The organism is Phenylobacterium sp., from assembly GCF_037189685.1.
Lineage (GTDB): Bacteria > Pseudomonadota > Alphaproteobacteria > Caulobacterales > Caulobacteraceae > Phenylobacterium.
The window spans coordinates 51,000-69,930 of sequence record NZ_JBBCIT010000004.1 but is presented as its reverse complement, the minus strand read 5'-3'; the positions used below and the strand labels follow the sequence as shown (position 1 = coordinate 69,930).

Annotated in this window: 19 protein-coding genes; 12 read left to right on the top strand and 7 right to left on the bottom strand. The window is 70.2% G+C overall.

Annotation, left to right across the window (positions count from 1 at the left end; genetic code table 11):
* Nucleotides 1–17 precede the first annotated feature (17 nt).
* Nucleotides 18–545, bottom strand: a complete 528-nt coding sequence (locus WG212_RS02545; protein ID WP_337185494.1) for a DUF2975 domain-containing protein — start codon at nt 543–545, stop codon at nt 18–20.
* Nucleotides 546–958: 413 nt separating this feature from the next.
* Here WG212_RS02545 and rdgB point away from each other — a divergent pair, with 413 nt between their 5' ends.
* Nucleotides 959–1,558 (top strand): RdgB/HAM1 family non-canonical purine NTP pyrophosphatase, encoded by a 600-nt coding sequence (gene rdgB / locus WG212_RS02540; RefSeq protein ID WP_337185493.1) that lies wholly within the window; start codon nt 959–961, stop codon nt 1,556–1,558.
* A complete protein-coding gene (gene hemW / locus WG212_RS02535; protein WP_337185492.1) occupies nt 1,555–2,727 on the top strand; it encodes a radical SAM family heme chaperone HemW in 1,173 nt (390 codons plus the stop codon). The genes rdgB and hemW overlap by 4 nt, the downstream gene beginning before the upstream one ends.
* A gap of 9 nt (nt 2,728–2,736) precedes the next feature.
* Here the strand turns inward: hemW and pyrF are convergent, their stop codons facing one another.
* On the bottom strand, nt 2,737–3,456 hold the full coding sequence (gene pyrF, locus WG212_RS02530) for an orotidine-5'-phosphate decarboxylase (protein WP_337185491.1): 720 nt from the start codon (nt 3,454–3,456) through the stop codon (nt 2,737–2,739).
* A 60-nt stretch (nt 3,457–3,516) separates the two neighbouring features.
* Between pyrF and WG212_RS02525 the strand changes: the two genes are divergently transcribed.
* Nucleotides 3,517–4,203, top strand: coding sequence for a MarC family protein (locus WG212_RS02525; RefSeq protein WP_337185490.1), 687 nt, complete (start codon nt 3,517–3,519; stop codon nt 4,201–4,203).
* A 10-nt stretch (nt 4,204–4,213) separates the two neighbouring features.
* On the opposite strand, the gene WG212_RS02520 is transcribed toward WG212_RS02525, so the two are convergent.
* Nucleotides 4,214–5,014 carry an SDR family oxidoreductase gene (locus WG212_RS02520; protein ID WP_337185489.1) on the bottom strand — a complete coding sequence of 267 codons (801 nt, stop codon included), beginning with the start codon at nt 5,012–5,014 and terminating at the stop codon, nt 4,214–4,216.
* Nucleotides 5,015–5,182: 168 nt separating this feature from the next.
* Here WG212_RS02520 and WG212_RS02515 point away from each other — a divergent pair, with 168 nt between their 5' ends.
* The 3 genes from WG212_RS02515 to WG212_RS02505 all read left to right on the top strand — a co-directional run bounded on the left by WG212_RS02515 (nt 5,183) and on the right by WG212_RS02505 (nt 8,791).
* Nucleotides 5,183–7,117 carry a potassium transporter Kup gene (locus WG212_RS02515; RefSeq protein ID WP_337185488.1) on the top strand — a complete coding sequence of 645 codons (1,935 nt, stop codon included), beginning with the start codon at nt 5,183–5,185 and terminating at the stop codon, nt 7,115–7,117.
* Between the two features lies 1 nt (nt 7,118).
* Nucleotides 7,119–7,490 carry a hypothetical protein gene (locus WG212_RS02510; RefSeq protein ID WP_337185487.1) on the top strand — a complete coding sequence of 124 codons (372 nt, stop codon included), beginning with the start codon at nt 7,119–7,121 and terminating at the stop codon, nt 7,488–7,490.
* A gap of 68 nt (nt 7,491–7,558) precedes the next feature.
* On the top strand, nt 7,559–8,791 hold the full coding sequence (locus tag WG212_RS02505) for an argininosuccinate synthase (RefSeq protein WP_337185486.1): 1,233 nt from the start codon (nt 7,559–7,561) through the stop codon (nt 8,789–8,791).
* A 13-nt stretch (nt 8,792–8,804) separates the two neighbouring features.
* Here WG212_RS02505 and WG212_RS02500 read toward each other — a convergent pair whose 3' ends face one another.
* A complete protein-coding gene (locus tag WG212_RS02500; protein WP_337185485.1) occupies nt 8,805–9,011 on the bottom strand; it encodes a KTSC domain-containing protein in 207 nt (68 codons plus the stop codon).
* A 133-nt stretch (nt 9,012–9,144) separates the two neighbouring features.
* Here WG212_RS02500 and WG212_RS02495 point away from each other — a divergent pair, with 133 nt between their 5' ends.
* From WG212_RS02495 to WG212_RS02475, 5 genes are all read left to right on the top strand, one after another.
* Nucleotides 9,145–9,549: an MAPEG family protein gene (locus WG212_RS02495; RefSeq protein WP_337185484.1), complete on the top strand. Its 405-nt coding sequence runs from the start codon at nt 9,145–9,147 to the stop codon at nt 9,547–9,549.
* A 110-nt stretch (nt 9,550–9,659) separates the two neighbouring features.
* On the top strand, nt 9,660–10,241 hold the full coding sequence (locus tag WG212_RS02490) for a hypothetical protein (protein ID WP_337185483.1): 582 nt from the start codon (nt 9,660–9,662) through the stop codon (nt 10,239–10,241).
* 207 nt (nt 10,242–10,448) lie between these two features.
* On the top strand, nt 10,449–12,425 hold the full coding sequence (locus tag WG212_RS02485) for a caspase family protein (RefSeq protein ID WP_337185482.1): 1,977 nt from the start codon (nt 10,449–10,451) through the stop codon (nt 12,423–12,425).
* 10 nt (nt 12,426–12,435) lie between these two features.
* Nucleotides 12,436–13,875, top strand: coding sequence for a hypothetical protein (locus WG212_RS02480; RefSeq protein ID WP_337185481.1), 1,440 nt, complete (start codon nt 12,436–12,438; stop codon nt 13,873–13,875).
* A 48-nt stretch (nt 13,876–13,923) separates the two neighbouring features.
* Nucleotides 13,924–14,340 carry a hypothetical protein gene (locus WG212_RS02475; protein ID WP_337185480.1) on the top strand — a complete coding sequence of 139 codons (417 nt, stop codon included), beginning with the start codon at nt 13,924–13,926 and terminating at the stop codon, nt 14,338–14,340.
* A 16-nt stretch (nt 14,341–14,356) separates the two neighbouring features.
* On the opposite strand, the gene WG212_RS02470 is transcribed toward WG212_RS02475, so the two are convergent.
* Complete coding sequence (locus WG212_RS02470; protein WP_337185479.1) at nt 14,357–15,409, bottom strand: ribonucleotide-diphosphate reductase subunit beta; 1,053 nt, start codon at nt 15,407–15,409, stop codon at nt 14,357–14,359.
* Between the two features lie 104 nt (nt 15,410–15,513).
* Here WG212_RS02470 and WG212_RS02465 point away from each other — a divergent pair, with 104 nt between their 5' ends.
* The gene (locus tag WG212_RS02465; RefSeq protein WP_337185478.1) at nt 15,514–16,176 is read left to right on the top strand and encodes a glutathione S-transferase family protein; all 663 of its coding nucleotides are present in this window, start codon (nt 15,514–15,516) and stop codon (nt 16,174–16,176) included.
* 1 nt (nt 16,177) lies between these two features.
* Here the strand turns inward: WG212_RS02465 and WG212_RS02460 are convergent, their stop codons facing one another.
* Together WG212_RS02460 and WG212_RS02455 are read right to left on the bottom strand one after the other, a co-directional pair.
* Entirely contained in the window at nt 16,178–18,037 is a 1,860-nt protein-coding gene (locus WG212_RS02460; RefSeq protein ID WP_337185477.1) for a ribonucleoside-diphosphate reductase subunit alpha, read from the bottom strand.
* A gap of 670 nt (nt 18,038–18,707) precedes the next feature.
* Complete coding sequence (locus WG212_RS02455) at nt 18,708–18,830, bottom strand: hypothetical protein (RefSeq protein ID WP_337185476.1); 123 nt, start codon at nt 18,828–18,830, stop codon at nt 18,708–18,710.
* Between the last annotated feature and the right edge of the window lie 101 nt (nt 18,831–18,931).

Sequence of the window (18,931 nt, the reverse complement as noted above, 5' to 3'; positions counted from 1 at the left end):
TCGTCTCGCCCGGCCCCTCAGATCGTCAGTTCGGCTTCGCGGCGCAGGCGCGCGCCTTCGCGGAAGACCTCGGCCAGGACGAACACGACCAGCACCGAGAACCAGGCGGTCAGGCCGATGTTCGGCTGGCTGCGCTCCACGCCCGGCAGCAGGGCGCCCACGGCCCAGACCGCATAGCGTCCCAGCTCCAGCCCCGCCAGCATCAGGCCGATCAGGCGCAGGCGCGCCACGTTGTCGGGATGGAAGGGGTCGCCGGCGGTGAGCGTGGTGAAGATCCGGCGCAGCGAGCCCACGATGACCAGGATGCCGGCCAGGTAGAGCGCCGCGGCCGCGAGGCCCGCGGTGAGCAGGGGGCCGCGCCGGGCGACTTCGGCGGCTTCGCCTTCGAGGCGGATGGCGCCGAGAAGATCGGGATTGAAGCTCAGCAGCAGCGCCGCGAGCGTGATGAGGGCGAGGATCGCGACGCCGATCCAGAGGGCGGCGAAGACCACGTCGAGGATGATCTTCAGGAAGCTCGAAACCGAGCCCGGACCCAAGGCGCGCATCTGTCCTTTCGCTCCCCCTCCTGCGTCGTGACCCGCCGCGGCCGGCGTTCAGCCCTGGGCCGTATGCAGCCGGACCGGGACGGGTCGTTCGACGAAGCGCATCGATCGCACGCGAGCTTAGAGGACGACGGCGCGCGCGGCGATGCTCAGGATCGGCATGGCGGCCAGGACGACCACGAAGCCCATGGCGGTCCGGTCGAGGGTGTTCATCAGGTTGGCAAGCATGAGAGGCTCCAATGTCTTGCTGCGTTGCAGCAATTTCGCGGCCGGGACACCGCGCCCCGACGGGATTGGAGATACAGCCGCATCGATTTTCGATCACGTGAATATCGAGTAACGATATTAAACTTTTGCAATGCAACAACCCACGGCGGGAGCTAGGGTCCGCGGCCTCTGGAGACGGGAGGAACGACATGGCCCTGCGGCTCGAACCCGGCCTGCGCCTGGTGGTGGCGACCCACAACCCCGGCAAGGCCCGCGAACTGGTCGAGATCCTGGACGGCCGGTTCCAGCTGGTGTCGGCCGGCGAGCTGGGCCTGCCCGAACCCGAGGAGACCGAGGCCACCTTCGTCGGCAATGCGCTTCTGAAGGCGCGGGCGGCGGCCGACGCTTCGGGCCTGATCGCGCTCGCCGACGACTCGGGCCTCTCGGTCGCAGCCCTGGACGGCGCGCCGGGCGTCTATTCGGCGCGCTGGGCCGGGCCGGAGAAGGACTTCCGCATGGCCATGGCCAAGGTCGAGGAACGCCTGGCGGAGACCGGTGCGGACGACGTCTCGGCCTGGTTCACCTCGGCCCTGGCGGTCGCCTGGCCCGACGGGCCGGCGGTGGTGGTGGAAGGGCGGATCGACGGGACGCTCACCTTCCCCCCACGCGGCGACCGGGGGTTCGGCTACGATCCCATCTTCACGCCCCAGGGCCTGGATCAGACCTTCGGGGAGCTGGAGCCCGCGGTGAAGGACGCCATGAGCCATCGCGCCCGCGCCTTCGAGAAGCTGAAGGCGGCGCTGTTGTGAACGACACGCCGCCCGGCCCGCCGCTGGGCGTCTATGTCCATTGGCCGTACTGCGCGCGGATCTGCCCCTATTGCGACTTCAACGTCGTCCGGGCGCGCGGCCGCGAGGCCGAGGCGGCGGACCTGGCGCGCGCCATCGTCGCCGACCTGGAGGCCCAGCGGGCGCTGACCGGCCCCCGGCCCCTGGTGTCGGTGTTCTTCGGTGGCGGCACGCCCTCGCTGATGGCGCCGGACCAGGCGGCCGCGATCGTGGAGGCGGCGCGCCGGCTGTGGTCGCCGGCCGGCGACCTCGAGGTCAGCCTGGAGGCCAATCCCACCGACGCCGAGGCCGGGCGCTTCGCCGCCCTGGCGGACGCGGGGATCGGCCGGCTTTCGCTGGGGCTCCAGTCGCTGGACGACGCGGCCCTGCGGTTCCTCGGCCGCAACCACGACGCCGCCGAAGGGCGCCGGGCGGCCGAGGCGGCGGCGCGCGCCTTTCCGCGCCTGTCGGTCGACCTGATCTACGCCCGGCCCGGCCAGACGGTTCAGGCCTGGGTCGACGAACTGAAGGCGGTGGTCGACCTCGGCGCCGAGCACGTCTCGCCCTCTCAGCTCACCATCGAGGAGGGCACGGCCTTCGACCGGGCCGTGCGGCGCGGCATGTTCGTCCCGCCGGACGACGAGGCCGGCGCCGACCTCTACGACGCCACCCAGGCCGTGCTCGGGGCCGAGGGCTTCGAGGCCTACGAGGTGTCGAACCATGCGCGCGGCCCGGCGGCGCGCTCGCGGCACAACCTGGTGTACTGGCAGGGGCTCGACTACGTGGGCGTAGGCCCCGGCGCCCACGGCCGCATCACCCGCGACGGCGTCCGCGAGGCGACCCGCGCCCACGACCGGCCCGCGGACTACATCCGTGCGGTGGCCGCCGCCGGCGCCGGCTTCGCCGAGCGCGAGGCGCTGACGCCCGTCGAGACCGCCGAGGAGCGGCTGCTCAGCGGCCTGCGCATCGCTCGAGGCGTCGGGTTCGGCGAGATCGCGGCGCTGGGCCTCGCGCCGGACCGTCCCGTGGTGCGGCGGCTGGTGGGCCTGGGCCTCCTGGCCGACGATCCCCTGCGGCTACGCGCCACGGCCGACGGCCGCCGGCTGCTGGACAGCGTGACCACCGAGCTCGTCACGGCGAACACGGCGTAGGCCGGGCGGCTAGGCGCCCGCCATCTCCGCGGCGATCCGGCGGGCGGCGTCTGCGGGGTCGTTGGCGGCGGTGATCGGGCGGCCACAGACGATGTGGCTGGCGCCGGCGGCCAGCGCGTCGCGCGGCGTGGCCGCACGGGCCTGATCGTTCTTCGCCGACCAGTCCGGCCGCACGCCCGGCGTCACCACCAGGAAGTCCTTGCCCCCCAGCGCACGGGCCAGCGCCGCCTCGTGCGGGCTCGCCACGACGCCGTCGCAGCCGGCGGCGATGGCCTGATGGATGCGGCGCTCCACGAGCTGGCGGGCGGTCTCGTGATAGCCCACCTCCTCCAGGTCCTCGTCGGACAGGCTGGTCAGGACGGTGACGGCCAGGATCTTGAGGTTGGACGCGCCGCGTCCGCGGACCGCCGAGACCATGACCTGGGGCTCGCCGTGGACCGTCAGCAGGTCGCAGCCCGACTGCGCCAGCACGGCCGCCGCCCGTTGCACCGTCGTGCCGATGTCGTGCAGCTTCCAGTCCAGGAACACCTGCTTGCCCGCCGCCTTCAGCTCGCGCGCCAGCGCCATGCCGTCCGAGGCGAACAGCTCCAGGCCCACCTTGTAGAACGACACCGAGTCGCCCAGCGCCTCGGCCATCGCCCGCGCCTCGCCGGCGGACGGCAGGTCCAGGGGCACGATCAGCCGCGGATCGGCCTTGACGGGCGGTTGCGCGAGCGCGGCGGCGGCCATGACGGGGCTCCGTTGGGGGCGGGGGGTTCCGCCGTTGCAGATTTGGGCTAAGCACCTTGCATGAGCCAGGCCGAGTTCGCGGTCAACTTTTTCGTCGCCCTGTTCGCCCTCATCGACCCGGTGGGGAACGTGCCGCTGTTCGCCGCGGCGACGGTGGGGGCGACATCGCGCGACCGGGCCTGGATCGCGCTCTACATCTCGCTGTTCGCGCTGGGCTTCCTGACGTTCTTCTTCTTCTCGGGCCTCAGCCTGCTGGAGTTCTTCGGCATCTCGCTGCCGGCGTTCCGGATCGCCGGGGGGATCATCCTGTTCCTGCTGGGCCTGGAAATGGCCCGCGACGACTTCACGGCCACCTACGCCGACGCCGCCGACGCCTCCGAGGGCACCGGCCGCGCCGTGGCCCGCAAGCGGTTCGAGCGGATGATCGTGCCGTTCGCCATGCCCCTGCTGATAGGGCCGGGCGCCATCTCCAGCGTCGTGATCTACGCCAGCCAGGCCCGCAACTACGGCCTCCAGGGCGCGGCGGTGGGCGTGGGCGTCATCGCGGCCGTGGCCCTCTCGACCCTGCTCGCCTTCCTGGCGACGCCGATCATCACCCGGCTGCTGGGCCGGATCGGCCTGACCATCGTGGTGCGCGTTCTGGGCCTGATCCTCTGCGCGCTGGCCATCCAGTTCATCCTCCAGGGCTTCGCCGAGAGCACCAGCGGCTTCATCGTCCCGGCCGTCGCCAACCCCTACGGCCACTGAGGAGTCGCCCTCAGGTCTTGCGGACGCGGCCGCCCTGCCCGGCCATGAGGCCCAAAGCCCAGCTCTCCGGGATCAGCCGCGAGACCCCGGTGATCGCCTTGTAGACCACGCCCGGCGTGCAGACCGGACGGTTGGCCTCCACCGCCCGCCAGCCGTCGGCGACCACACGGTCGGCGTCCAGCCACAGCCAGCGGGGCGTCGAGGCGTCGGCCAGTTCGCGCGTGCCGTTCACGTCGTGGAATTCGGTGTAGGTGAACCCTGGGCACAACGCGCTGACGTGGACGCCGTCCGCGCGGCCTTCCAGGTGCAGGCTCTGCGAGAAGCGGATCAGGAAGGCCTTGGAGGCGGCATAGAGCGTATGGCCGGCCGCGGCCGGCAGCAGGCCCGCCACCGAGGCCACGTTGACGATCCGGCCATAACCCCGCGCGCCCATCGCCGGCCGCACGCGGTGCGCCAGTTCGCACGGCGCCGTCACCATCACCTGCACGAAGTCGGCCTGGTCGGCCCACCGCGTGTCGGCGAACGTCCCGGACAGGCCGTAGCCCGCGTTGTTGACCAGCACGTCGACACGGCGGCCGGCGGCCGCGATCTCGCCCAGGATCGCCGCGGGCGCCTCGGGCCGGGCGAGGTCGGCGGCCACGGTCAGGACCTCGACGCCGTGGCGGTCCCGCAGGTCGCCGGCCAGCGCCGACAGCCGGTCGGCCCGCCGCGCGGTCAGCGCCAGGTCGAAGCCCCGCGCCGCCAGATGGCGCGCGAACGCCGCCCCCAGGCCGGCGGAAGCCCCCGTCACCAGCGCCAGACGCCTTGTCATCGAACAACTCCTCTTCCCGCCCCCGGCCCCGACCCGGCCCGCGGGGGGGTGCGACACGCCGGCGCCCCGCCCGCGATTGAACGGCGCCGGGATTGGGTGTATTCGCGCCCGCCGCGACGGCATAGGGCCGCCTTGGAGTCCCCGCCCGGGGATCTCCGGAGACATCGGATGGCTGAACAGGCCGTCGACGCTCAGAAAGCGTCCGAAGACACGTCGCCCAACGGCAACGGACATCCCCGCAAAGAAGGATTCTGGGCGCTCGCGCTCGGGTCCATCGGCGTGGTGTTCGGCGACATCGGGACCAGCCCGCTCTACGCCATGCGCGTCGCGCTCGCGAACACCGAGAGCGGCGGCGCCGAGCGCGAGACGGTCCTGGGGGTGGTCTCGCTGATCACCTGGGCGCTCATCGTGATCGTGACGATCAAGTACGTCGTCTTCCTCATGCGCGCCGACAACAAGGGCGAAGGCGGCACGCTCGCGCTCATGGCGCTGGCCCAGCGCGTGACCGAGGGCCGGCGATCCTTCGTCCTGCTGGTCCTGGGCATGCTGGGCGCCGCGCTGTTCTACGCCGACGGGGTGTTGACCCCCGCGGTCTCGGTGGTCAGCGCCGTCGAGGGCCTCAAGCTCGCGCCGGGCATCGGGCCCTCGATGGCGCCCTATGTCTTGCCCATCTCGGTGGCCATCCTGATCGCCCTGTTCGCGGTCCAGTCGCGGGGCACCGCCAGCGTGGGGAAGTTCTTCGGCCCCATCACGCTGCTCTGGTTCCTGACGCTGGGATGGCTCGGGGCCATCCACATCTCGGACGATCCGACGATCCTCTACGGCCTCCTGCCCCACTACGGCGTGCTCATGCTGATCGACAACGGCCTGCTGGGCTTCCTGATCCTGGGCGGGGTGTTCCTGGCCGTGACGGGCGCCGAGGCGCTGTACGCCGACATGGGGCATTTCGGGAAGGCGCCCCTCAGGGCGGCCTGGGCCCTCGTCGTCCTGCCCTGCCTGCTGCTGAACTACTTCGGCCAGGGCGCGCTGGTGCTGGCGCATCCCGAGGCGCGCGTGAACCCCTTCTTCGAGATGATCCCCGAGGCGGCCTTCTGGCCGGTCCTGGCGCTGGCCACCGCCGGAACGATCATCGCCAGCCAGGCCGTCATCACCGGCGCGTTCTCGGTCACCCAGCAGGCGGTCCAGCTCGGCCTGTTCCCCCGCATCGACATCCGCCGCACCAGCGAGACCCAGGCCGGCCAGATCTATGTGCCCCAGGTCAACATCATGATGCTGGTGGGCGTTCTGGTGCTGGTGGCGCTGTTCCGGACCTCCGACCACCTGGCGGCCGCCTACGGCATCGCGGTCACCGGGGCCATGCTGGTCGACACCCTGCTGTTCTTCTTCATCATCCGCCACATGTGGAAGCGCCCCGTCTGGCAGGCGGCGCTGGGCGCGGGGGCGTTCGGCCTCGTGGACGTGGTGTTCGTCGGCGCCAACCTGCTGAAGATCCCCCAGGGCGCCTGGGCGCCCCTGCTGATCAGCGGCGGCCTCGTGCTCGTGATGTGGACCTGGACGCGCGGCGCCCAGATCCTCGCCGACAAGACCCGCCGCGACTCGGTCTCGCTGGTCGAGCTGGCCGACATCCTCAAGGCGCGCGCGCCGCACCGCGCGCCGGGGACCGCCGTCTTCCTGACGTCCGATCCCGACACCGCCCCGGTGGCGCTGATGCACAATCTCAAGCACAACAAGGTGCTGCACGAGAAGAACATCATCCTCACCGTCCATACCGCCGAGACGCCGCGGGTCCGCGAGGACGACCGCGTCCGGATCGAGGCGGTGAACGACGACTTCAAGACGCTGGAGATCCGTTACGGCTTCATGGAGAGCCCCAACATCCCCAAGGCCCTGGGCCAGTGCCGCAAACTGGGCCTGAAGTTCGACATCATGGCCACCTCGTTCTTCCTGGGACGGCGCTCGGTCGTGCCATCGGCCCAGTCGGGGATGCCCCTGTGGCAGGACAAGCTGTTCATCTTCCTGATGAAGAACGCCGCCAACCCGACCGACTTCTACAAGATCCCCCCCGGCCGCGTGGTCGAGATGGGCGCCCAGGTGACCGTCTGACATGTCGCTGGATCTCCTGGCCATCGTCGGCGACGCCGTCTGGATCTTCGTGATGGCGAGCATCGCCTCGGCGACCCGCCGCGCGGCGAAGACGATCCCCGCCGACGCGCGGCTGCCGATGCAGTGGGGCGCGGGCGGCAGGCCCGGCTGGCGCGCCCGCCGCAACGCCGCCTTCACCCTCACCGTGGGCCTCCCGCTGATCGTCGGGCTGGGCCTCTCGGCGGCCGCCCGCACGCCGGGCCTGGACGCGAGCGATCCGCTGGTCCTCTTCCTGGTCCGGATGGCGATCGCGCCGGTGTTCGCCCTGGTCCATATGCTGTGGCTGCGCGCCGCCATGCGGACGCTGGACGCCGAAGGCGCGCTTAGGCCTTGAACCCGCCCGCCGCGTGCCCTTAAAGGCGCGCGACCGATCACCCCTCGTCCGAAGGCATCCGCACGCTCATGGCCGATCAGCCCGTCAAGAAGGTCGTCCTCGCCTATTCCGGCGGCCTCGACAGCTCCACCATCGTCAAGTGGCTCCAGACCGAGCTGGGCGCCGAGGTGGCGACCTTCACCGCCGACCTGGGCCAGGGCGAAGAGGTCGAGCCCGCGCGCCACAAGGCCATCACCCTGGGCGTGAAGCCCGAGTACGCCTTCGTCGAGGACGTGCGCGAGGAGTTCGTGCGCGACTACATCTTCCCGATGTTCCGGGCCAACACGGTCTATGAGGGCCAGTACCTGCTGGGCACCTCGATCGCCCGGCCGCTGATCGCCAAGAAGCAGATCGAGATCGCCCGCAGGATCGGGGCCGACGCGGTGGCGCACGGCGCGACCGGCAAGGGCAACGACCAGGTGCGCTTCGAGATCGCCTACTATGCGCTCGAGCCCGACATCCGCGTCGTGGCCCCCTGGCGCGAGTGGGACTTCAAGAGCCGCGAGGCCCTGCTGGACTTCGCCGAGAAGCACCAGATCCCCATCACCAAGGACAAGCGCGGCGAGGCGCCGTTCAGCGTCGACGCCAACCTGCTGCACTCCTCGTCCGAGGGTAAGGTGCTGGAGGACCCGGCGGTCGAAGCGCCCGAGTTCGTCCACATGCGCACGATCTCGCCCGAGGCCGCGCCCGACAAGCCCACCGTCTTCACGATGGACTTCGAGAACGGCGACCCCGTGGCCATCGACGGCCAGAAGCTGTCGCCCGCCGCCCTGCTGACGAAACTGAACCAGCTGGGCCACGACAACGGCGTCGGCCGCCTCGACCTGGTCGAGAACCGCTACGTCGGCATGAAGTCGCGCGGCGTCTACGAGACGCCGGGCGGCACGATCCTGCTCCACGCCCACCGCGGCATGGAATCGATCACGCTCGACCGGGGCGCCATGCACCTGAAGGACGAGCTGATGCCGAAGTACGCGTCGCTCATCTACAACGGCTTCTGGTTCGCGCCCGAGCGCGAGATGCTCCAGGCCGCCATCGACCTGTCGCAGAGGAACGTCACCGGCCAAGTGCGGGTGAAGCTCTACAAGGGGAACGTCACCGTGATCGGCCGCACGTCCCCCTACTCCCTCTACGACCAGGAACTGGTGACCTTCGAGGAAGGCAAGGTCGCGTACGACCACCGCGACGCCGCGGGCTTCATCAAGCTCAACGCCCTGCGCCTGCGCGTCGCCGCCAAGCGCGACAAGCTGTCCCTCCCTTAATGGAAGGGAGAGTTCAGCTCTCCAGTCGGTTGTAGGGATAGCAGTCGCGGATCTCGGCCTGGAAGAAACGGCCCTTCGAGTCGGCGTCGAGGAACGAGCGGCACACCTCGTGCGGCACGCCGACGTAGACGTAGCGCTCGCCGCTGGTGAAGCGCACGAACAGCTTCGCGCGCTCGCCGTCGTAGTCGATGGTCTGGATGGCGGTCGAGTCCACGTCCATCTGCGTGTCCTCCTTGCGACGCCCAGGAAACCCGGGGCGGCGGCGACCGGTTCCCAGCGCGCCGATAAGGCGCCAAGGTCCCGCTTGCAAGGCGGCGTGCGTCCGCCCGATCACAAGGGACCACGGGGGAACCATGCCGTCTCACGCCTACGTCGCCATCGTCACGCTGCTGGCGTTGCTCACCTATTTCTGGATGGGTCTCCAGGTCGGTCGGGCCCGGGGCAAGAGCGGAATCGCCGCGCCGGCCATGACCGGCGATCCGGTTCTCGAGCGCGCCATCCGCGCGCATGTGAACACCCTGGAATGGCTGCCGCTGTTCCTCGTGCCGCTGTGGCTGTTCGCGATCTACTGGAGCGACCTCGTGGCCGCGATCGTGGGCCTCGTCTGGATCGTCGGCCGCATCCTGTATCAGCGGGGCTATGTGGCCGACCCCAAGAAGCGCGAACTGGGCTTCATGATCCAGGCCCTAGCCGTCGCGGTCCTGCTGTTCGGCTCGCTGGGCCGGCTGGTCTATGTGCTGGCGGTGACGGGGGCGTGAGGGCCGCAAGCGCAACCACAATTGCGGCCAGGTGTTTTGATGATTACGTCGTCCTCCATAGGGACGCCTCCGGAATGCCCTTGAGGGACGTGCGAGTTCGAGAACTGAAGATGTCCAGGAAATCCATCGTCGCCGCCGTCGCCGTGGTCCTCGCGGCCGGCCTCGCCGCGTGCGCCACGCCCACGCCGTATCAGCCCGCCGCGCCGGGGTCGTCGACCGCGGGCGGCTATTCCGAAATCCGGCTGGAGCCCAACCGCTTCCGCGTGAACTTCGCGGGCAACACGCTCACCAGCCGCGAGACGGTGGAGGGCTACCTCCTGTTCCGCGCCGCGGAACTGACCGTCCAGAACGGCTACGACTGGTTCTCGGTGATCGAGCGCGACACCGACCGCAAGGCGCGGACCTATGTCGAGCCCGATCCCTTCTACCGGCCCTGGTACGGCAGCTACGGCTTCTGGCGTCCGTCGTGGCGCTACTACGGCCGCGGCTACGGCTGGCGCGGCTGGGACCCCTTCTGGGGCGACCCCTTCTGGGCCGACCGGGTGGACGTCCGCACCGTCGAGCGGTTCGAAGCCTCGGCCGAGGTCGTGATGGAGCGGGGCGCCAAGCCGCAGGGCGAAGCCCGCGCCTTCGACGCCCGCGCGGTGATCGAGAATCTCCGCCCCCGCGTACAGTATCCTGCCGCCAAATAGGCGTTCACCGCGCCTCCGAACGGCTTCGCCGCACGAATAACCTTGGTGACCGTCGCACGCTTGATCGCGCCGCGGCGGTCATGCTTGGCTATTTCGGCTATGATGCCGGCGTTCGGCTGGAGGGTGACAGTGATGCGTTTGGCGGTGCGGCCCCGCCCTGACCGGAGTCGGGGTCAACGGTCCTCGGGCGTACGCTGGACGGCGGTCGTGATCGCCGTGGCCCTGAACGCCGCCGCAGCGGGCGGGGCGTGGGCGGCGCAGAAGGTCGCCCTGGTGATCGGCGTCTCCAAGTACGACAAGGTCCCGAGCCTGGCGAACCCGGCCCGCGACGCTAGGCTGGTGCAGCAGACGCTCCAGAAGCTGGGCTTCGAGGTCAAGGTCCTGATGGACCCCGGCCGCCTCCAGCTCATCGAGGGCCTGGGCGACTTCGAGACCGCGGCCCAGGGCTCCGAGGCGGCGATCATCTACTACGCCGGCCACGGCGCCATGATCGACGGCGTCAACTACCTGCTGCCCAAGGACGCCATCATCAACAGCAAGACGGCGCTCACCTCCAGCTCGCTGGAGTCGTCCAGCCTGGGCCGTTCCCTGACCGGGGCGAAGTCGGTCCGGCTGATCATCCTGGACGCCTGCCGCAACAACCCCACCGCCACCCGCAGCATCGGCGGCGGCACGCGGGGCCTGGCGCGCGAGAGCAGCAACGCCAACGTCCAGGTCGTCACCCTGATGGCCGCCGGGCCCGGCGAGGTGGCTCAGGACGGCGCCACGGGCAACAGCCCCTTCGCCATCGCGCTGACCCAGGGCATGACCCGTCCCGGCATCACGGTCGGCGAGCTGCCCAGCTACGTCCAGGCCGAGGTCGAGCGGATGACCGAGGGCCAGCAGACGCCCGACCTCCAGGGCATCTGGCCCAACGTGCACTGGAGCTTCGATCCCAGGGGCCGCACCCAGCTCGCCGCGGCGCCGGCCGCCGACCTCACCAAGATCAAGTGGGAGAAGGACCAGGTCTTCTGGACCTCCATCAAGGATTCCGACGACCCCGCCGACTTCAAGGCCTATATGGACGCCCAGGACCGGGGCGAGATCACCGGCTCGTTCCGCAAGCTGGCCTCCAACCGCATCCGGGCGCTGGAGCGTCAGCCCGCAGGCTCGTTCCAGGTGGCCTCGCGCTCGGCCGCGCCGGGACAGGATCTCGTGACCTCGGCCCGCGACGCCTTCGCCCGGGGCGACTACCGCGCCGCCGCCCGCGACTGGAACGCCGCCGCCGGCCTGGGCAACGGCGCGGCGATGTACAACCTCGGCGTCATGGCCCTGACGGGCCGGGGTGCGGCCAAGGACGTGGCCGCCGCGGCGAAGTGGTTCAAGGCCTCGGCCGACGCCGGGCATCCGGGGGGCATGGTCAACTGGGCGCTCTGCCGGCTGAACGGCTTCGGCACGGCCCGCGACGAAGCGGACGGCGTCCGCTGGCTCCGGACCGCCGCCGAGCGGGGTTCGGCCACCGCGATGGGCATGCTGGGCGAGACCTATCTGCGCGGCCGCGGCGTGAACACCGACGCCCGGCAGGCCGCGGGCTGGCTGCAGAAGGCGGTGGACGCCGGCGACGGCCCCGCCATCGCCCAGCTCGGCGACCTCTACGAGCGGGGCCAGGGCGTGTCGCGCGACGCGCGACGGGCGTTCGCACTCTACCAGCGCGCCGCCGTCGCCGGCGACACCGACGCCATGGTGCGCCTGGGCTATGCCTACGAGGACGGCGAGGCGATCGCCAAGGACGAGATCCAGGCCGCCACCTGGTACCAGCGCGCCGCCGAGCTGGGGAACAGCGAGGGCATGTCCAGCCTGGCCGTCATGCTGGAAACGGGCGCCGGCCTGCCTCAGGACTATGGCCGAGCTGCGGAGTACTATAGGCTGGCCGCGCAGGCTGGCGATGCGCGCGGTTATCTCGGCCTGGGCAGCCTGACGGCGCGGGGCGCCGGCGTGTCGGCCAATCCGGGGGAAGCGGTGCGCCTGTTCCAGGCCGCGGCCGACCGGGGCAGCGCGCTGGCCATGCGCAACCTGGCGATCATGTACGAGTCCGGCCAGGGCGTGCGCGCCGACCGGAAACGTGCGGTCGACTGGTACCGCAAGGCCGCCGCCGCCGGAGACGACGTCTCCAGGGAGGAATTGGCGCGTCTCGGCGTGCGATAGGGGGGTTTCGATGGATTACTCGCGCAGGTTCCGGCTCGCCGTCAGCGTGGTCGCCCTTCTCAGCATGAACGCCCAGCCGTCATGGGCGCAGCGGGGCGGGCGCGATGCGGTCCTGAACGCCTGCGACAGCCAGCGCGCGCCCCTGGTGAGGCTCGACAAGGAATACGATGACCTCAAGCGCTCGAAGATGAGCGCGGCGATCGGCGAAGGGCTGAAGACCGGGGCCATGGTTCTGGCCAAGGGCGTCATGAGCGGGCAGATCGGCGGCCGGGCCACCGGCGGCGGCTTCGGCGGCCTGGGCAGCGGCTTCGGCAGCATGGGCAGCATCATGGGCGCCGTGGGCGGCATGGCGATGCAGAGCGCCGCCCAGCAGCAGGCCGGCGCCCCGGCCGCCGCGCCCAACGCCGGCATGATGTTCGGCCAGGACATGCTGACCGGGGCCATGGGCCTCAACGTCCCCGGGATCAGCAACGTGGGCTTCAGCGGCGGCGACAACACCAAGGCCTACGCCGCGCTGGCCGTGCTGGTGGCCATCGTCGCGACGGCCGACGCCTACGCCAAGCTCAAGGAGCAGGAGGCCGGGGGCGACCTGAAGAAGGCCTCGTTCAACATCGACCAGGACGCCGGACGCCAGCTCGCGGTCAGCCGCGAGATCGCCAGCAGCGGCCAGGCGCTGGTGGAATGCCGCGCGACGCAGCTCGAGGACATCAACACCCGACTGGCCAGCGCCAGCACCGACAAGGACCGGCGCGCGATCCGGCGCGAGCGCACCGACCTGATCGGCGCGCTGAAGAAGGACATCGACGTCACCGGATCGGTGGTCGACCAGCACACCGGCATGGCCAAGACCTTCACCCAGGGCCGGGCCATGACCGACAACGCCTCCGAGGCCGACGTCCTGGGCAATCAGACGCCCGCCTATGCATCGGCGGCCGCCACGACCCGGCTGTCGATGCAGGCCGGCCCGGCGCCTGCCGGCGGCCAGCAGGCGGCGCCCCCGCCCGCCGCGCCGCCGCCGGCCCTGGTGACCGTCCGCGCCGCCGTGCTGCGCTCGGCGCCCGTGGCCTCGGCCGCGCCCGTGCGCAACCTGCCGGTCGGCACGTCGATCCAGGCCAAGGCGTCACAGGCCGAGGGCGGCTGGTGGGAGGTCGACGTGGCGGGGGCCACGGGCTTCGTCCGCGCCGCCGAGGTGGGTCCGCCGGGCTCGGCGCCGGTCCAGCAGGCGGCCGCGGGGCGCAACGCCCGCGGCAAGGCGACGCCCGCGGCGAAGGCCCCGCCGCCGCCGCCCGCCGTGGCCGGCCCCACGAACATCCGCGCCTACAACCAGTCGGTCATCGCCGCGCGCACCGACGGCAAGGACCGGCTTTCGGCCCTGATGACCGACATCCAGAGCGCCCAGCGCCGCGAGAGCGTGCTCTACGCCATGCTCGCGAACCTGGGCCGGAGCTAGGCGAGGATCGCCCTTCCTTGCGGCCGCGGGGCGAACTAGGGTCCGGCCATGACCTGGTCGATGCCTCGCCCCGTGCTTCAGCTCGTCGCGTGCCTGCTGGGGCTCGCGTCCGTGGGCGCCTTCGCGATGGGGATCGTCACGGCCCAGCCGCCCGGCCGCCTGCCCGGCGAGACCGCCGGCGGGGTGGACGCCGAGGTCATCCAGGCCCAGGACGCCACGCCTCTGGTGGACGAGCGCATCGAGGGCCGGCCCGAGCCCGAGGAGCTGACGCCCGAGGAGAAGGCCGCGCTGGAAGCCGAGAAGAAGGCCAAGGCCGAGGCCGAAGCCCTCGCCAAGGCCGAAGCCGCCAAGGGCGCGCCGGCCGGCCCGGAATCGGTGGTGACGCCGATCGTCCCGCCGCCGCCGGTCGCCAAGGCCGAACCCGTCGCCCCGCCGCAGCCCAAGCTGGAAGAGCCGGTCTTCTGACCGAGCCCGCGACGGATCACTCCGCCGGGAGGACGTTCTCCCCGCGCCGCGACATCATGCGGTCGAACTCGGACCACACGCCCTCGCCGCCGTGCCACTGGCCGCGCGTGGCGGCCTTGGAATATTCGGTCGACCGGGCTTCGAAGAAGTTGGCGTGCTCCACGCCCGACAGCATCGACTGCAGCCAGGGCAGCGGGTTCTCCTTCACGCCGTAGACCTCGGGCAGGTCGAGCTGGCGCAGCCGCCAGTCGGCGATGAAGCGGATGTACTGCTTGATGTCTTCAGGCGTCATGCCCTGGACCTCGCCGGCCTCGAACGCGAGGTCGATGAACTTGTCCTCCAGGCCGACGACCGTCCGGCAACAATCGACGATGTCGTCCGCGACGGCCTTGGTGACCGCGCCCGTCTCCTTGTTGAAGGCGTGGTACAGCTTGATGATCCCCTCGCAGTGCAGGCTCTCGTCCCGCACCGACCAGGAGACGATCTGGCCCATGCCCTTCATCTTGTTGTGGCGCGGGAAGTTCATCAGCATCGCGAACGACGCGAAGAGCTGCAGCCCCTCGGTGAAGCCGCCGAACATCGCCAGGGTGCGGCAGATGTCGGCGTCCGAGTCCACGCCGAACTGCTGCATGTAGTCGTGCTTGTCGCGCATGGCCTGGTAGTCGAGGAAGGCCGTGAACTCGGAATCGGGCATGCCGATCGTCTCGAGCAGCAGGGCGTAGGCGGCGATGTGGATCGTCTCCATGTTGGAGAACGCCGCCAGCATCATCTTCACCTCGGTGGGTTTGAAGACGCGCCCGTACCGCTCCATGTAGTTGTCGTTCACCTCGACGTCCGACTGGGTGAAGAAGCGGAAGATCTGGGTGAGCAGATTGCGCTCGCGGTCGTTGAGCTTGGAGGCCCAGTCCTTCAGGTCCTCGCCCAGCGGGATCTCCTCGGGCATCCAGTGGACCTGCTGCTGCTTCTTCCAGAAGTCGTAGGCCCAGGGATACCGGAACGGCTTGTAGGCGTAGGACGGGGTCAGCAGGCCGGGAAGCTGGCGGATGTTGGGATCGGACTTCACGGTCATCGAGTCGCCTGCCACGTCTGGAGTTGGGGTTAAGAGTGGATCAACATCTTGTGGTCGGCAAGCGCCATGACCACGGCATTTAGCGGTTTTCCAGAGGAAGTCGGATGGACGGTGGATATCTCCTCTACTCCGCCCGGGGCTCGGGCGGGGTGGCCGCCGAGGCGGCGCTGGCGCTGATCGGCGCGCCCTTCGAGGTGGTCGAGGCCTCGACCTTCGATCCCGGCGACGTCGAGAGCGGCGACCGGGTGCTGGCGGCCAACCCGATGCGGCAGGTCCCGGCGCTGGTCCTGCCCTCCGGCGAGACGATGACCGAAAGCGCGGCCATCCTGATCCGGCTTGCGGAACTGCACCCCGAGGCGCGGCTGTCGCCGGGACCGGACGACCTGGCGCGCGGCGCCTTCCTGCGCTGGATGAGCTTCGTCTCGGCGGCGATCTATTCCCACTATTGGCTGAAGGACGATCCGTTCCGCCTCGTGCCCGACGCCGCCCTGCACGCCGAAGTGGACCGCCGCATCCAGGACCGCATCTCCGAATGCTGGGCGATCATGGAGACTGCGACGGCGCCCGGCCGCTTCATCCTGGGCGACACGCTGAGCGTGCTGGACCTCTACGTCGCCGTGGTCAGCCGCTTCCGCCCGCGCCGCCAGCGCTTCTACGCCGCGGCGCCCCGCCTGGGCGAGGTGGCGCGCCGCGTGGACGCCGACCCCCGCCTTTCCGCCCTGTGGGCCGAGCGCTACCCGTTCGAGCCGGGCTGGGACCGCCTTTGACCTACTGGCAGGCCAGGCATTCCTCGTAGTCGGTCTTGCCTTCGATCCTGAGCTCTCCGACCGCCACGGCCTCGCCGCCGGCGTGGGCGGCGCGCTGCACCGACTTCGAGCGCAGGTAGTAAAGCGACTTGCAGCCACGCTCCCAGGCCTGCCAGTGCAGCATGTGCAGGTCCCACTTCTCCACGTCGCCGGGCAGGAACAGGTTCACCGACTGCGACTGGCAGATGTCGGGCGTGCGGTCGGCGGCGAGTTCCACCACCCAGCGCTGGTCGATCTCGAAGGCGGTCTTGTAGACGTCCTTCTCGTCCTGGCTCAGGAAGTCCAGGTGCTGGACCGAGCCCTCGTTGGCCAGGATCTGGTCCCAGACGGCCGAGGTGTTCTGGCCCTTCTCGTCCAGCAGGCGCTCCAGGTAGGGGTTCTTCACCGCGAAGGTCCCCGACAGGGTCTTGTGGGTGTAGATGTTGGCCGGGATGGGCTCGATGCCCGCCGAGGCGCCGCCGCAGATGATCGAGATCGAGGCCGTGGGCGCGATGGCCAGCTTGTGGGAGAAGCGCTCCATCACGCCGCGCTCGGCCGCGTCGGGGCAAGGTCCACGCTCGGCCGCCAGCTTGCGCGAGGCGGCGTCGCACTGGCGGCGCAGGGTCTTGAAGAGCCGCATGTTCCAGCTCTTGGCCATGGCGCTCTCGAACGGCACGTTCTGCGCCTGGAGGAACGAGTGGAAGCCCATCAGGCCCAGGCCCACGCTGCGCTCGCGCCGCGCGGCGTAGACGGCGTTCTTCATCTCGGGCGGCGCCCGGCCGATGAAGTCCTCCAGCACGTTGTCGAGGAAGCGCATGACGTCCTCGATGAACGTCGGATGGTCGCGCCATTCCAGGAAGGTCTCGGCGTTGACCGAGCTGAGGCAGCAGACGGCGGTGCGCTCCAGCCCCTGATGGTCCTTGCCGGTGTGCAGCATGATCTCGGAGCACAGGTTCGACTGCCGCACCGACAGGCCCAGCTCGCGCTGGTGCTGCGGCATGGCGCGGTTCACCGTGTCGGAGAAGATCAGGTAGGGCTCGCCGGTCTGGAGCCGGATCTCCAGGATCTTCTGCCACAGCGAACGGGCGTCGACCTCGCGGATCACCTCGTCCGTCTTGGGCGAGCGCAGGCCGAACATGGCGCCGTCGCGGACGGCCTCCATGAAGGCGTCGGTGATGTTGATCCCGTGGTGGAGGTTCAGGCTCTTGCGGTTGAAGTCGCCCGAGGGTTTGCGGATCTCGAGGAATTCCTCGATCTCGGGATGGTGGATGTCGAGGTAGACGGCGGCCGAGCCGCGGCGCAGCGAGCCCTGGCTGATCGCCAGGGTCAGCGAATCCATCACGCGGATGAAGGGGATGATGCCGCTGGTCTGGCCGGCGCCCTTCACCTTCTCGCCGATCGAGCGGACGCCGCCCCAGTAGGTGCCGATGCCGCCGCCGTTCGAGGCGAGGGCGACGTTCTCGTTCCAGACGCCCTGGATGCCCTGGAGATTGTCGGGCACCGCGTTCAGGAAGCACGAGATCGGCAGGCCGCGGTCGGCGCCGCCGTTCGACAGGACCGGCGTCGCCGGCATGAACCACAGGTTCGAGATGTAATCGTAGATGCGCTGGGCGTGGTCGGCGTCGTCGGCGTAGGCCGTCGCGACGCGCGCGAACATGTCCTGATAGCTCTCGCCCGGCAGGAGGTAGCGGTCTTCGAGAGTCGTCTTGCCGAAATCGGTCAGCAGCGCGTCGCGCGACCGGTCGACCTCGACCTTGCGGACGAGCTGGAGCTGCGGGCGCGCCTTCTCGGGCGCAACCCGTTCAGAACTCTCGGCAATCCCAACTTTCGCCGCTTCACTCATGTCCCTGCCTTTGCCCCATGACCCGGCCCCTTGCCGTGTCAGCCCTACATGTTGTGGTTCTGCCCCCCGAACCAGCCCACATATGGACACATGAGCCCCCCGGACTCGTCAATGAGGCGAGCCCGGCGTCCCCAAACTTTTTCGCTAACGAGGGATTAACGCGCCGCCGCCGCCCCTCGGGGGCGCCCAAAGCATCGGCGCCGGACTCACGAGAGTGTGAACGGCGGCAGGGCCAGAGACCGGCGCAGGCCAGAAAGGCGACCTTGCGCCGATGCGCTTCAACCCCCTTCCCCGGTAGGGGAGGAAAGCCGCGGCGGTCTGTGTGAGGCGGCGTGGAGCTTGAGCTTGAGTTGAAGGGGTGGTCCGGGGCGATGCGCCTGGGCCAGTGGGCGAAGGGGTCGGGGGGTGAGGCCGGCTCGTGCTTCGCGCGGTCCACGGATGCACACGGAGACACACGGATAGGGGCGTCGGCGTCATCCGTGTGGATCGGTGTGCATCCGTGGACCGACTGAGGGCGATGCTCGGGCGCCTGCGGCGGCTGGGGTTCGGGGCGGAAGACCTCGCGGGCTTCGCCTTCGATGAGGTCGCCGTCGCCTTCGGGGCCGTCCTCGGGGTCCTCGTCTTCGAGGTCCATGAAGGAGCGGGCGAGGCCGCGGTAGGCCCTGGAGAGCTAGGGAATGTCCTTGGGCTCGGCGGCCATGAGCGCGCCGTGGGCCTTCTCCGCGGCGGAGAGGTCCAGCGCGGCCGACCGGTCCAGCGTGGCCAGCGCCACGACGTCGGGTCCCTCGGGCATGAGGGACATCCCATCACCCCGCTACCTCAGAATCGAACGTAGGTTTGGGGGTCGAGTGCGATTTCCGCTTGTCCGGCCGACGCGGCAAGACAGACCACAGC

What these genes read in the sequence shown, in the direction of transcription:
- WG212_RS02545 (WP_337185494.1), bottom strand. Translation starts at nt 545, where the DNA reads ATGCGCGCCTTGGGTCCGGGCTCGGTTTCGAGCTTCCTGAAGATCATC.
- rdgB (WP_337185493.1), top strand. Translation starts at nt 959, where the DNA reads ATGGCCCTGCGGCTCGAACCCGGCCTGCGCCTGGTGGTGGCGACCCAC.
- pyrF (WP_337185491.1), bottom strand. Translation starts at nt 3,456, where the DNA reads ATGGCCGCCGCCGCGCTCGCGCAACCGCCCGTCAAGGCCGATCCGCGG.
- WG212_RS02525 (WP_337185490.1), top strand. Translation starts at nt 3,517, where the DNA reads ATGAGCCAGGCCGAGTTCGCGGTCAACTTTTTCGTCGCCCTGTTCGCC.
- WG212_RS02520 (WP_337185489.1), bottom strand. Translation starts at nt 5,014, where the DNA reads ATGACAAGGCGTCTGGCGCTGGTGACGGGGGCTTCCGCCGGCCTGGGG.
- WG212_RS02515 (WP_337185488.1), top strand. Translation starts at nt 5,183, where the DNA reads ATGGCTGAACAGGCCGTCGACGCTCAGAAAGCGTCCGAAGACACGTCG.
- WG212_RS02510 (WP_337185487.1), top strand. Translation starts at nt 7,119, where the DNA reads ATGTCGCTGGATCTCCTGGCCATCGTCGGCGACGCCGTCTGGATCTTC.
- WG212_RS02505 (WP_337185486.1), top strand. Translation starts at nt 7,559, where the DNA reads ATGGCCGATCAGCCCGTCAAGAAGGTCGTCCTCGCCTATTCCGGCGGC.
- WG212_RS02500 (WP_337185485.1), bottom strand. Translation starts at nt 9,011, where the DNA reads ATGGACGTGGACTCGACCGCCATCCAGACCATCGACTACGACGGCGAG.
- WG212_RS02495 (WP_337185484.1), top strand. Translation starts at nt 9,145, where the DNA reads ATGCCGTCTCACGCCTACGTCGCCATCGTCACGCTGCTGGCGTTGCTC.
- WG212_RS02490 (WP_337185483.1), top strand. Translation starts at nt 9,660, where the DNA reads ATGTCCAGGAAATCCATCGTCGCCGCCGTCGCCGTGGTCCTCGCGGCC.
- WG212_RS02480 (WP_337185481.1), top strand. Translation starts at nt 12,436, where the DNA reads ATGGATTACTCGCGCAGGTTCCGGCTCGCCGTCAGCGTGGTCGCCCTT.
- WG212_RS02475 (WP_337185480.1), top strand. Translation starts at nt 13,924, where the DNA reads ATGACCTGGTCGATGCCTCGCCCCGTGCTTCAGCTCGTCGCGTGCCTG.
- WG212_RS02470 (WP_337185479.1), bottom strand. Translation starts at nt 15,409, where the DNA reads ATGACCGTGAAGTCCGATCCCAACATCCGCCAGCTTCCCGGCCTGCTG.
- WG212_RS02465 (WP_337185478.1), top strand. Translation starts at nt 15,514, where the DNA reads ATGGACGGTGGATATCTCCTCTACTCCGCCCGGGGCTCGGGCGGGGTG.
- WG212_RS02460 (WP_337185477.1), bottom strand. Translation starts at nt 18,037, where the DNA reads ATGAGTGAAGCGGCGAAAGTTGGGATTGCCGAGAGTTCTGAACGGGTT.
- WG212_RS02455 (WP_337185476.1), bottom strand. Translation starts at nt 18,830, where the DNA reads ATGCCCGAGGGACCCGACGTCGTGGCGCTGGCCACGCTGGACCGGTCG.